Raw genomic sequence first — 13,674 nt, 5'->3', positions numbered from 1 at the left:
CCGGTTAACGTCTTATCGAGGAATGTTGCATGCGGGTTTTAGTTGTCGAAGATAATGCTTTGTTGCGTCACCATCTAACCGTGCAAATGCGTGAAATGGGTCATCAGGTTGATGCGGCGGAAGATGCCAAAGAGGCAGACTATTTCTTGCAAGAACATGCCCCAGATATCGCTATTATCGATCTTGGCTTGCCGGGTGAAGATGGGTTGAGTCTTATACGTCGCTGGCGTAGCCATCAGACAAATCTCCCGATTTTGGTGCTGACGGCACGCGAAAGCTGGCAAGATAAAGTCGCGGTGCTGGAAGCTGGTGCAGACGATTATGTTACCAAGCCTTTTCATCTGGAAGAAGTTATCGCGCGTATTCAAGCTTTGATGCGGCGTAATATCGGCCTGGCATCTCAGATAATTGAATTTCCTCCGTTTCAAATTGACCTTTCACGTCGAGAGTTGTGCGTCAATCAGCAACAGATTAAACTGACCGCTTTCGAATACACTATCATTGAAACTCTTATTCGTAATGCAGGAAAAGTCGTCAGCAAAGATACGTTAATGCTGCAACTTTATCCTGATGCAGAACTGCGTGAAAGCCATACCATTGATGTATTAATGGGCCGTTTACGTAAAAAACTGCAGGCAGAACATGAAGGTGAAGTGATTATGACCATCCGTGGTCAGGGATACCGTTTTGACGCCAACTAGACATCATGTTCAGGAAAAATAACAAGCCATTCTCTCTTCGTGCCCGTTTTCTTATGGCGACAGCCGGTGTCATCTTAGCGCTGTCGTTATCCTATGGTATGGTCGCCGTCGTCGGCTATATTGTCAGCTTTGATAAAAACACCTTCAGTGCCCATCGCGGTGAAAGTAATTTATTTTTCAGTTTGGCCCAGTGGCATGACAACAAGTTGAGCATCTCAGTTCCGCCAGAACTTGAACTGAACATACCTACACTGGTTCTGATTTACGATAAAAATGGCAATATTCTGTGGCGTCAACGAAATGTGCCCGAACTTGAGTCTCATATCGAAAAGAGTTGGTTACAAAAACCGGGGTTTTATGAGCTGGATACCGGTACACATATCAGTAGCATGATGTTGGGTGATAACCCGAAAGCGCAAGACCAGCTAAAAAAATATGATGATACTGACAGCAGCGCTCTCACTCATTCCGTATCCGTGAATACTTATCCCGCGACACCGCGTTTACCACAGCTCTCTATTGTGGTTGTCGATACGATTCCGCAAGAATTACAGCGCTCAGATTTGGTCTGGAACTGGTTTAGTTATGTCTTGCTAGCGAATTTACTGTTAGTTGTTCCTTTGCTTTGGCTTGCCGCCTATTGGAGCTTAAGGCCCATTAAAGCCCTGGCCAGTCAGATAGGTCAGTTAGAAAAAGGTGAGCGAGATCAACTGGATGAGAATCCTCCACGCGAATTGCAGAGCTTGGTTCGAAATCTCAATATTTTGCTAACCAATGAACGCCAGCGGTATACAAAATATCGCACAACGCTCTCCGACCTCACTCATAGCCTCAAAACGCCGCTGGCAGTATTGCAAACGACATTGCGCTCTTTGCGCACGGGGAAGCAGACGACCATTGAAGAAGTGGAACCCATTATGCTTGAGCAGATAAGTCGTATTTCTCAGCAAATTGGCTATTATCTACATCGGGCCAGTATGCGCTCCGAACATAACGTATTGATTCGCGAAATTCATTCTGTTCCCGCCCTACTTGATAGCCTGTGCAGTGCTCTCAATAAAGTTTATCAACGCAAAGGGGTGGTGTTGACGTTAGACATTTCACCTGAAGTGACTTTTTTGGGCGAACAAAATGACTTTATGGAAGTGATGGGCAATGTTCTGGAGAATGCTTGCAAGTACTGCCTGGAGTTCGTCGAAATAACGGCCCTGCACTCTGAAAAACAACTCACCATCGTCGTTGACGATGATGGGCCGGGTATCCCTGAAAGTAAAAGACAATTGATTTTCCAACGAGGCCAGCGTGTGGATACTTTGCGCCCGGGGCAAGGGCTTGGATTATCTGTTGCGGCCGAAATTATTGAACAATATCAAGGCAAGATAACCATCACGGAAAGCCCCTTAGGGGGAGCAAGGATGATGGTGATTTTTGGCCAGCAAAATGATTATCACGCTGATTAATAAATTTGCCTAACAACACCTGATACTAATGACAGGCATCCGTTATAATCGCAAGCAAGTTCACCCATATCCTGGAATAAACATGGATTACCAACTCAATCTCGATTGGTCTGATTTTCTGCAACGCTACTGGCAAAAGCGCCCCGTCATACTCAAACGTGGCTTTAAAAACTTTATTGACCCGCTCTCACCAGATGAGCTTGCTGGCTTAGCCATGGAGAATGAAGTCGATAGCCGGCTGGTGAGCCATGAAGATGGCCGCTGGGAAGTGAGCCATGGCCCATTTGAGAGTTTTGATCACTTAGGTGAAACTAATTGGTCATTACTGGTACAGGCCGTTGACCACTGGCATGAACCCGCCGCCGCCTTGATGCGCCCATTCCGCCCACTTTCTGACTGGCGGATGGACGATTTAATGATCTCCTTCTCAGTACCCGGGGGCGGTGTTGGCCCGCATTTTGACCAATATGATGTTTTTATCATTCAAGGCACCGGTCGCCGCCGCTGGCGAGTGGGTGAAAAAGCAGAAATGAAGCAGCATTGCCCTCATCCTGACCTGCTGCAAGTTGGGCCATTCGACGCCATTATTGATGAAGAAATGGAACCGGGTGATATTCTCTATATTCCACCGGGCTTTCCTCATGAAGGCTATGCACTTGAAAATGCACTGAATTATTCAGTCGGCTTCCGTGCCCCTAATAGCCGTGAGCTGGTCAGCGGCTTTGCCGACTATGTGCTTTCTCGCGAGTTAGGCAGTTACCGCTATAGTGATCCGGATTTACAATTGCGGGAACATCCCGCCGAAGTGCTACCACAAGAAGTCGATAAACTTCGGGCCATGATGCTTGATTTAGTCCAGCAACCCGAGGATTTCCAAAATTGGTTTGGCGAGTTTATTTCTCAATCTCGTCATGAGCTGGATATCGCCCCGCCAGAGCCGCCTTATCAGGCTGGTGATGTTTATGAACTTCTCAAGCAAGGTGATGAATTACAACGACTTACTGGTCTGCGTGTTCTGCGTATTGGCGACCAATGCTTTGCTAACGGTGAGTTAATTAATACCCCGCATTTACAAGCCGCCGATGCTTTGTGTCAACACTTCAGTGTTGATGCTGCAAAACTGGGTGATGCACTCGAAGATCCTTCCTTCCTGGCAATGCTTACCGCGCTCGTGAACAGCGGTTATTGGTATTTTAACGATTAATATTAGCCACTTATGATACACAAACGCCCCGATAAACGGGGCGTTTTAATTAGGCAGCCAGACTTATTACTCTTTAGCTCGTTTAGCCGTTAGCTCAGCAATACGCATGATAACTTCGACTGCTTTTTCCATCCCTTCCAAGGTTATAAATTCATGTTTACCATGATAATTATAGCCACCTGTAAAGATATTCGGGCAAGGTAAACCAAGGAAGGATAACTGCGCACCATCAGTGCCACCACGAATCGGTTTCATGATAGGTGTGATATCGCAATCGCGCATCGCCTGCTGTGCTATCTCGATGATATGTGGATGCTTAATTATATGCTCACGCATATTGTAGTAGCTATCGTCCATAATGATTTCGATATAACAATCGCGGTGTAAACCTTTGCCTACCCGTTTAGCAATATCCACCATGTTTTTCTTACGTGCTTCAAAACCATCGCGGTTAAAATCTCGTACGATATAGTGCATTTCAGCGCGTTCAACCGTGCCTTTAATGCTTTGTAGATGATAAAAACCGTCATAACCCTCTGTACATTCAGGAGTTTCATTCGCGGGTAATTCTTGATGGAAACGAGTTGCCAGCGACAATGCATTCACCATCACCCCTTTGGCGCTGCCGGGATGCACATTATTACCGACAATCTTTATCGTCACCGATGCCGCATTAAAGTTCTCAAATTCCAACTCACCGACACCACCGCCATCCACGGTATAAGCCCATTGCGCATTAAATCCTGCCACATCAAAGAAGCGCGCACCTTTGCCCACCTCTTCATCCGGCGTGAAAGCAATTCGGATCTCCCCATGCGGCACATTATTGTGTTTTAAGCGCACCATCGCAGTGATAATTTCGGCAATACCCGCTTTATCATCAGCCCCCAGTAAAGTCTTACCATCAGTGGTAATTAATGTGTGTCCGAGCAGTTGATGCAAAATGGGAAACATGACTGGGGACAAAATCTCATCACCCATCCCCAAAGCGATATCACCACCACGGTAGTTTTCTACAATCTGCGGGTTAACATTTTTACCCGAGAAATCGGGTGAAGTATCAAGATGAGCAATAAAACCAATGGTGGGGACCGGCCAGGAGACATTTGCAGGCAATGTTGCCATCACACAACCGTGGTCACTCACGCTAGTGTGAGAAAAACCCAGCGCCTGCAACTCATGTTGTAATACCAAGGCCAGCTTGCGCTGCCCTTCAGTGCTCGGCACGGATTTTACATTGGCTTTTGCTTGTGTATCAAAAGAAACATAGTTGAAAAAGCGGTCGAGTAATTTGTCCATGGTTCCCACCTTCATAATTGTGAATATCATTATGGGGAAGTGATCACCATCAAATATTGCGTCAGGTCAGTTTAGACAAACTTAAGCCAGAATAATAAAACGTCGTGAAGAGCCGAGCCGGATGAATTATTTCTCAACCAGCCCGGTTTATTGCTTATTCAGTCGCCATTTTGGCTCAATGAACACCGTGAATAACACTACGGCATACATTATGCCGAGTCATTTAGTCGCCCTGGCGATTCTCGCCTCGCGTTGTCAAAAATTCGCGTACATATTCAGGAACCACTTTGCTGGCTAATCCATAGTGTTTTTCATCAAACTGACTTTCCACCTGGCTTGGCTCCAGATTCAACTCGACAGTATGAGCACCATGCAAACTTGATTCATGAACAAAGCCGGCCGCAGGATAGACATGACCTGATGTACCAATTGAAATAAAGAAATCTGCTTCGGCCAGCGCCTGATAAATCTCATCCATTCCCATTGGCATTTCACCAAACCACACAATATGTGGGCGCAGAGGCGATGGGAATTGGCAACAATGGCAGCGCTCGCCCGCGCTGAGGTCACCCGGCCAGTCCAGAACTTGACCTGACTGTGTGCAGCGCACTTTTAGCAGTTCGCCATGCATATGAATTACGCGAGTGCTTCCCGCCTTCTCATGCAAATTATCTATATTTTGAGTGATCAGCACAAAGTTATCACCCAGAACAGCTTCCAAATCAGCTAATGCAAAATGAGCGGCATTCGGTGCAATGTCCGGCTGCTGTAACTGACGTCGACGTGCATTATAAAAGGCCTGAACTAATTCAGGATCACGGCGATACCCTTCAGGAGTAGCAACATCTTCCACCTGATGTTCTTCCCACAAACCATCTGCGGCGCGGAAAGTACGAATACCGGATTCCGCTGAGATACCGGCTCCAGTCAGCACCACCACAAACGGCTTTTTCATTTCTGATGTCGCGGCACTGTCTCGATGAAAAATACGGGAGCGAAAACGCTGATGCCGCAAGTGCTTATTCTTGCGAAACCGACATAGCCGATGACGAATGCGCATAACCTTTTGCCTCTATTTTAGCTATTTTTATTTGCTATTGATTAAATAACGCTCAGACAAATGCAGGAACGCCGCCCCACGAACACCGCCCGAATCACCATAACGCGCTTTCTCGATGCGCGGCAAGCGGGCTACTCGCAATAAGTGCTGCGGCAGCCGTTTTGGTAGTTCTTGATAAATATGCTCGAAATTAGATAATCCACCACCAATTACGACCAAATGCGGGTCCAGCATAGTCAATAAATTACCTAAACAAGCGGCCAGTACATCCATAAAGCGTTCAACATGTGCTACAGCTTTGGATTCACCGACATTATAGTTGGCAATAATTTCAGTCGCTGGCAAGGATTGCTGATTGAAGTGTTTGTACATCCATTCAAAGCCACGCCCTGAAATGTAATTCTCAATACAGCCGTTATGACCACAACCACATGCTACCCGCGGAATATCTGCCCCCAGAATATCCAATGCATCTACTGGCAAGCGAAAATGACCGAATTCGCCGGTGATATGGTTACGCCCACTGACAATATTGCCATTCACAATCAGCCCACCACCGACACCCGTGCCAAGAATCAGCCCTAATACTGTTGGATAGCGGCGAAAATCGGGATCCCAAGCTTCCGACAATGCAAAGCAGTTAGCATCATTATCAATGCGAACTTCGCGCTCAATCAATGTGGAGAGGTCGCTTTGCAATGATTGCCCCATTGCCGCAGGCACATTTGCCGTGAATACCGTCCCATCGTCCGCATTGGGTAGGCCAGGAATACCAATGCCCACACTGCCTTTAACACCGCAATGGGCGTCTGCTTCCAATGTTAAGTGATGTAATGTTTGCAATAACAGTTGGTAATCTTCACGCGGTGTAGGGACGCGCTTATGCCAGATTCGTTGCAGGTTAGCATCAAAAACGCCTAACTCTATCTTGGTGCCACCCATATCAAAACCGTAATACATAAGCTCGCCCCTTACCCATTATTGTCCAGAGAAATGATTACCAAAGTGACTTTTTTTAGATTCTTTTATTGCCCGCTTAGCACCCGCGCCGGATCAATACGGCTGGCACGACGAGCCGGATACCAACTGGCGATTAGGCTCAAAACCAACGCTGTTGCTAACACGCAAGCCACATCAAACCAGTGCAGTTCTGACGGTAAAAAGTCGATAAAATAGATATCACCTGACAGAAATTGATGGCCAATCAGCGTTTCCAATCCACGAATAATGTTGGTTAATTGCAAAGAGACAATCACTCCCACAACCGCACCACTAACACTGCCGATAAGCCCGGCTAACAAGCCATACCAGATAAAGATTGCCCGGACCAGGCCATCTTTAGCCCCTAATGTGCGTAACACCGCTATATCACTACTTTTATCTTTAACGGCCATGACCAGAGTGGAGACAATATTAAAACTGGCCACCCCAATCACCAAAATCATAGCTAAGTACATGATAGTACGGATCATTTGGATATCGCGATACATATAGCCGTAGGTGCCAATCCAACTGCTGATATACACATAAGCATTTGTGACTTCACCGGCATTGCGCACCAGTTTGTTGGCGTTATAGACATCATCAACCTTGATGGCTATACCAGTGACACTGTCACCCATATCCAGATATTGTTGTGCATCCGCTAAAGGTACCAATGCGAGACTATGATCCAGTTGCCCGCTTAATTGAAAGACGCCCGCCACCTGCAAGCGGATGCGCTTGGGCTGTAGCAATTTCATCTCAGGGTCACTATTAGGGATCATCACCGTCAGCCACGACCCCTGTTTCACACCCAAGGCATCGGCCAGACCTTTTCCTAAAATAATCTGTTGCTGACCTGCTTTAAAATTATTCCAGGCGTTATCAAGCACAAAACTGGGCAGTGCGCTGAGACGCTGCTCGGCCTCGGGATCAACCCCTTTGACCTGCACGGCGCGCAATTGCGTGGCATTTTCAATCAAGCCAGTGAAATTGATATAAGGTGCCGCGGCGACAATTCCGGGAACTTTTTCAATCCGTTGCAAGGTTTGTGGCCAACCACTGAAAGGCTGATTAACAACGGCAATTTCGCCATGTGGTACTACTGCCAAAATTCGGTTTTTAAGCTCACGTTCGAACCCATTCATAGCACTTAAGCCGACGATCAGTACCGCCACACCCAGGGCGATACCCAACGTGGAAATCACGGAAATTAATGACACCATTCCGCCGCGACGGCGGCCACGGCTAAAACGTAAACCGATGAGGAGTGAAAGTGGCGAAACGCCCATTCCCATTGCCACTATTCTGCCCCCACCAATGTCAAATGCTGTTGTAGCTGACCATCACGCATTTCTAACTGGCGACTCATGCGTTTCGCCAATTGTAAATCGTGGGTGACCACTAAAAAAGCCGTCCCCTGACGAACATTCAATTCACCTAACAAATTGAAAATGCTATCGGCGTTGCGCTGGTCAAGGTTACCTGTCGGCTCATCAGCCAATACCAGCGACGGGTTATTGACTAGCGAACGCGCAATCGCCACTCGCTGGCGTTCACCACCAGATAATTCGGACGGGCGATGCTTACTGCGCTTTTCCAGCCCCACAGCAACTAACATAGCCCGGGCTTTATCCTGTGCTTCACTCGGTTTAGCGCCGCCAATCAACAGTGGCATTGCCACATTTTCCAATGCGGTAAAATCGGGCAGCAAATGGTGAAATTGATAAATGAAACCTAATTCGCGGTTGCGTAATTCAGCTTTAGCCGTGGAAGACAATTGATTCAATGAGCGCCCTTGATAAATCACCTCGCCGGAAGTCGGTGAATCCAGACCGCCCAACAAGTGCAATAAGGTGCTTTTACCCGAACCAGAACTGCCGACAATGGCCATCAGTTCACCGGCTTCAATAGTAAACGACACATTGCGCAATACGTCGGTATGCAGTTGGCCTTCCTGATAGCGTTTGCACAGGTTTAAACACTGTAATAAAGGATGATTACTCATAGCGTAAAGCCTCGGCAGGTTGTGCGGCGGCAGCGCGCCAGGAAGGGTAAAGCGTAGAGAGCAAAGCAATCACCATCGCCAATAGGGCAATCACGGTCACCTGAACCGGATTAATCTCCACTGGCAAGGTCGCGCCATCAATCAGTAAACCGAGCACGGGGATGATGGTGTTCAATTGGCTGGCGAGCAAAATGCCCAGCCCCGCGCCAAGTAATGCGCCAATGACCCCGGCGGTTGCGCCTTGCACCATAAACACCAACATAATTTGGCGGCGGCTTAGCCCTTGGGTTTGCAAAATCGCCACTTCGCCCTGTTTTTCCATCACTAACAGGCCGAGCGAAGTAATGATATTAAAGGCTGCGACAGCAATAATCAGGCTGAGCAACAAGCCCATCATATTTTTTTCCATCCGCACCGCCTGGAAGAGTTCGCCTTTACGGTCACGCCAATCTTTCCATACCGTGCCTTCTGGTAGGGCTTGCTGGCTCAGGCTATCAACCGCCAATGGTTGTGAGAGGAATAAACGCCAGCCGGTAATGTTACCCGCAGGATAGCGCATCAGGCGCGACGCATCCTGCTGATTTACCAGCATTTGGTAGCCATCTACTTCACTGTCTGCGGCAAATGTGCCAATGATATTAAACAGGCGCTGGCTGGGAATACGCCCCATTGGAGTGAATTGGCTGGCACTCGGCACCATTAAACGCAGGGTTTCACCCCGCTTAACACCCAACTGACCGGCTAATTTCTCCCCGAGGATCATATTGTAGCTACCCGGCTGTAGATCTTTCAGGTGCACATTAACCAAATAATCCGTCAGCGGTTCATGCTGATCAGGGTTAACACCCAGCATCACACCGGCGGCCAGATTGCGCGCGCTTTGTAACACCACATCAGCGGTGGTCAACGGCACGATATCAGTAACACCATTAAGTGATTTCAGTGATGATGCAGGCGTCTTGTTCGGGTCAAGAGAACCTTGCGGCGTGGTAATCAGCGCCTGCGGCATCAGCCCCAAAATGTTATTCTGCAAATCACGCTCAAAACCATTCATCACAGATAGCACCGTGATCAACGCCATCACTCCCAGTGTGATGCCTATGGTAGAAAGCCATGAAACGAACCGACCAAAACGGTCAGATGCACGGCCGCGCATATAACGCAGGCCAATAAATAATGCGACAGGTTGATACATGAAATCTGTTTAGATCCTGTTGCTAAAGCAAAGTGATCGAGGATAATAAAGGGTACTACCGCTTTATGGAACCATTAACCGCCTATATCTCCGGCTTTTATTCCAAATCAGAGCGCCAATCTGTGGCTATGCCTTTCCACGTGCTAGGATAGCCGCCGAGATAATTTGTCGTCTGTTGTGCTGAAACTGTCCTGTTGAAACAAAACACGGGCCAACCCTATACCAAGAGACTGTTTAACTGCTTATGTCCCAACAACATCGTTATTCATTGCCAACGCGACCTGGCGATACCCGCCAGTTAGGCCAGTTGACTGGCTCGGCTTGCGCTGTCGAGTGTGCAGAAATCATTGAGCGCCATGATGGCCCGGTAATGTTAATTACCCCTGATATGCAAACGGCACTGCGCCTACGTGATGAGATTCAGCAGTTTTCTTCCCGCCCGGTGAACACCCTCTCCGACTGGGAAACTCTGCCGTACGACAGTTTTTCACCTCATCAGGATATTATTTCAGCCCGCCTTTCTTGTTTGTATCAGCTTCCGACAATGGAACGCGGTGTTATTATTCTCCCGATTAATACCTTGATGCAACGGGTTTGCCCGCATGAGTTCCTGCATGGGCATGCGCTGGTGATGAAAAAAGGCCAGCACCTGTCACGAGATAAATTGCGCGCTCAGCTCGAACAAGCGGGATATCGCAGTGTCGATCAGGTCATGGAACACGGTGAGTTTGCTACCCGTGGGGCTTTGCTTGATCTGTACCCGATGGGCAGTGAAGAGCCATATCGCATTGATTTTTTTGATGATGATATTGATAGCTTGCGCGTGTTTGATGTGGATTCGCAGCGCACATTATTAGAAGTTGAACAAATCAACTTACTCCCGGCCCATGAATTCCCGATTGATAAAACCGCCATTGAATTATTCCGCAGCCAATGGCGTGAACAGTTTGAAGTGCGCCGCGATGCTGAACACATTTATCAGCAAGTGAGCAAAGGTATCTGGCCTGCCGGTATTGAATACTGGCAACCGCTGTTTTTCAGCCAACCATTGCCCACACTTTTTAGCTACTTGCCTGAAAATACCTTATTGATTAATACCGGCTCACTGGAGAGCTCCGCAGAGCGCTTTTGGCAGGATGTTAATCAGCGTTTTGAAAGCCGTCGCATTGACCCAATGCGCCCATTGCTGGCCCCTGAGACTTTATGGTTACGGGTCGACTCGCTATTTAGTGAGCTAAAAGAGTGGCCACGGGTTCAGTTCAAGACGGATGAATTGCCCGCCAAAACAGCCAATACCAACTTACATTATCAGGCGCTACCTGATTTGGCCGTTCAGGCCCAGCAAAAAGCGCCCTTGGATAATTTGCGGCGCTTTATTGAGTCATTTAGCGGCAGTATCGTGTTCTCTGTGGAAAGTGAGGGCCGACGCGAAACCCTACAGGACTTGCTGGCACGGATAAAAATCAGTCCAACACTGATAACCCAACTATCTCAGGCCATGACGCCCGGTCATTATCTGATGATTGGCGCCTCTGAGCGCGGCTTCCTTGATACGAATAAGCAATTAGCGCTGATTTGCGAAAGTGACTTGCTGGGCGAGCGCGTTAGCCGCCGCCGGCAAGATAATCGCCGCACCATCAACACCGATACTCTGATCCGTAATTTGGCAGAACTGCGCCCCGGTCAACCCGTGGTTCATTTGGAACATGGTGTCGGCCGCTATCTGGGCCTAACTACGCTAGAAGCCGGCGGAATTAAAGCTGAATACCTGATATTGACCTATGCCGGGGAAGACAAACTGTATGTGCCGGTCTCCTCATTGCACCTGATCAGCCGCTATTCCGGCGGTGCGGATGAAAATGCGCCGCTGCATAAGTTGGGGGGTGAAGCCTGGAGCCGCGCGCGGCAGAAAGCCGCCGAAAAAGTACGTGATGTGGCCGCTGAGCTACTGGATATCTATGCACAACGCGCTGCCAAATCTGGTTTTAAATTCAAGTTCGATAGAGAGCAATATCAGTTGTTCTGCCAAAGTTTCCCATTCGAAACTACGCCGGATCAGGAACAGGCTATCAATGCTGTGCTCAGTGACATGTGCCGACCGCTGGCCATGGACCGTCTGGTGTGCGGCGACGTAGGTTTCGGTAAAACCGAAGTGGCAATGCGGGCAGCATTCCTAGCGGTTGCGAATAATAAGCAGGTTGCGGTATTGGTGCCGACCACCCTGCTCGCCCAACAGCATTTTGACAACTTCCGCGACCGCTTTGCCACTTGGCCGGTGCGTATTGAAATGATGTCCCGTTTCCGCAGTGCCAAAGAGCAGCAAGTTATTTTGGAGCAAGCGGCAGAAGGGAAAGTCGACATTATTATTGGCACCCACAAATTGCTGCAAAGTGACCTGCGCTGGCAAGATCTTGGTCTGTTGATTGTCGATGAAGAACATCGCTTTGGTGTGCGCCATAAAGAGCGAATCAAAGCGATGCGTGCAGATGTCGATATTCTGACACTCACCGCGACCCCGATTCCGCGTACTCTAAATATGGCCATGAGCGGCATGCGCGACTTGTCGATTATTGCCACCCCGCCCGCGCGCCGCCTTGCGGTGAAGACCTTTGTGCGCGAGTACGACAGCCTGGTGGTGCGCGAAGCCATTCTGCGCGAAATTCTCCGTGGCGGGCAGGTTTATTACCTGTATAACGACGTGGAAAATATTGAAAAAGCAACCCAGCGACTGGCTGAGTTGGTGCCGGAAGCGCGAATTGCCATCGGCCACGGGCAAATGCGTGAGCGGGATCTGGAGCGGGTGATGAATGATTTCCATCATCAGCGTTTTAACGTTTTGGTCTGCACCACCATTATAGAAACCGGCATTGATATTCCGAGCGCCAATACCATTATCATCGAACGCGCCGATCACTTTGGTTTGGCCCAGCTACACCAATTGCGCGGCCGAGTCGGGCGCTCCCATCATCAGGCCTATGCTTACTTGCTTACGCCTAATCCGAAAGCCATGACTACCGATGCCAAAAAACGGCTGGAGGCCATCGCGTCGCTGGAAGATCTCGGTGCTGGTTTTGCCCTGGCAACTCATGACCTTGAAATCCGTGGTGCTGGCGAGCTATTAGGCGAAGACCAAAGCGGTCAGATGACCACCATCGGTTTCTCTTTGTATATGGAGTTACTGGAAAGCGCAGTAGATGCACTGAAAGAAGGCAGAGAGCCATCACTGGAAGATTTGACCAGCAATCAGACCGAAATTGAAATGCGTATGCCGGTACTGCTACCCGAAGATTTTATTCCAGACGTGAATGTCCGGCTTTCGTTCTATAAGCGTATCGCCAGTGCCAGCAATGAAGCTGAGCTCGATGAATTGAAAGTCGAACTCATCGATCGCTTCGGTAAACTGCCGGATGCGGCCCGTTATCTGTTACATACGGCTGAATTGCGCCAACAGGCCCGGAAGTTGGGTATCAAGCGTATTGAAGGTAATGAGCGCGGCGGCTTTATCGAGTTTGGCGAGAAGAACAAAGTTGACCCGGTTTACCTGATTGGCTTGTTGCAGCGTCAGCCGCAAATATACCGATTGGAAGGGCCAACCAAACTGAAATTCATACAAGATCTGAGTGATCGGGCACAGCGGTTGAAGTTCATCAGTGAGCTACTGGCCGCATTTGCTCAGCATTGTACGGCTTAATCAAACCGTTAACGTGGGTTTCAGAGAGAAGAAACCCGCGTTAATGTTAATGCCACTCGCTTAACTTTTATACTC

At 48.6% G+C, this 13,674-nt stretch carries 10 protein-coding genes; 4 read left to right on the top strand and 6 right to left on the bottom strand.

What is annotated here, in order from left to right; translation table 11 throughout:
- The first annotated feature begins 29 nt into the window (after positions 1-29).
- The 3 genes from phoP to F0T03_RS09040 all read left to right on the top strand — a co-directional run bounded on the left by phoP (position 30) and on the right by F0T03_RS09040 (position 3,365).
- Positions 30-701, top strand: coding sequence for a two-component system response regulator PhoP (phoP, locus tag F0T03_RS09050; RefSeq protein ID WP_145557247.1), 672 nt, complete (start codon positions 30-32; stop codon positions 699-701).
- Positions 702-706: 5 nt separating this feature from the next.
- Entirely contained in the window at positions 707-2,161 is a 1,455-nt protein-coding gene (phoQ, locus tag F0T03_RS09045; protein ID WP_145557245.1) for a two-component system sensor histidine kinase PhoQ, read from the top strand.
- Positions 2,162-2,243: 82 nt separating this feature from the next.
- On the top strand, positions 2,244-3,365 hold the full coding sequence (locus F0T03_RS09040; protein WP_145557243.1) for a ribosomal protein uL16 3-hydroxylase: 1,122 nt from the start codon (positions 2,244-2,246) through the stop codon (positions 3,363-3,365).
- A 66-nt stretch (positions 3,366-3,431) separates the two neighbouring features.
- Here F0T03_RS09040 and pepT read toward each other — a convergent pair whose 3' ends face one another.
- The 6 genes from pepT to lolC form a co-directional block, all read right to left on the bottom strand.
- Positions 3,432-4,664: a peptidase T gene (gene pepT / locus F0T03_RS09035; protein ID WP_145557241.1), complete on the bottom strand. Its 1,233-nt coding sequence runs from the start codon at positions 4,662-4,664 to the stop codon at positions 3,432-3,434.
- 223 nt (positions 4,665-4,887) lie between these two features.
- Positions 4,888-5,724 carry a Sir2 family NAD+-dependent deacetylase gene (gene cobB / locus F0T03_RS09030; protein ID WP_145557239.1) on the bottom strand — a complete coding sequence of 279 codons (837 nt, stop codon included), beginning with the start codon at positions 5,722-5,724 and terminating at the stop codon, positions 4,888-4,890.
- Between the two features lie 27 nt (positions 5,725-5,751).
- Entirely contained in the window at positions 5,752-6,684 is a 933-nt protein-coding gene (gene nagK, locus F0T03_RS09025) for an N-acetylglucosamine kinase (RefSeq protein ID WP_145557237.1), read from the bottom strand.
- 65 nt (positions 6,685-6,749) lie between these two features.
- Complete coding sequence (gene lolE, locus F0T03_RS09020; protein ID WP_159680790.1) at positions 6,750-7,997, bottom strand: lipoprotein-releasing ABC transporter permease subunit LolE; 1,248 nt, start codon at positions 7,995-7,997, stop codon at positions 6,750-6,752.
- An 11-nt stretch (positions 7,998-8,008) separates the two neighbouring features.
- The gene (gene lolD / locus F0T03_RS09015) at positions 8,009-8,713 is read right to left on the bottom strand and encodes a lipoprotein-releasing ABC transporter ATP-binding protein LolD (RefSeq protein WP_145557235.1); all 705 of its coding nucleotides are present in this window, start codon (positions 8,711-8,713) and stop codon (positions 8,009-8,011) included.
- Positions 8,706-9,908: a lipoprotein-releasing ABC transporter permease subunit LolC gene (lolC, locus tag F0T03_RS09010; RefSeq protein WP_145557233.1), complete on the bottom strand. Its 1,203-nt coding sequence runs from the start codon at positions 9,906-9,908 to the stop codon at positions 8,706-8,708. The genes lolD and lolC overlap by 8 nt, the downstream gene beginning before the upstream one ends.
- A 244-nt stretch (positions 9,909-10,152) precedes the next feature.
- Here lolC and mfd point away from each other — a divergent pair, with 244 nt between their 5' ends.
- Positions 10,153-13,599, top strand: a complete 3,447-nt coding sequence (gene mfd / locus F0T03_RS09005; protein WP_159677933.1) for a transcription-repair coupling factor — start codon at positions 10,153-10,155, stop codon at positions 13,597-13,599.
- Positions 13,600-13,674 lie beyond the last annotated feature (75 nt).

It is taken from the genome of Yersinia canariae, assembly GCF_009831415.1.
GTDB classification, from domain to species: Bacteria; Pseudomonadota; Gammaproteobacteria; order Enterobacterales; family Enterobacteriaceae; genus Yersinia; species Yersinia canariae.
The sequence above is the reverse complement of the archived record's forward strand: the minus strand, read 5'-3'. Positions and strand labels throughout refer to the sequence as shown.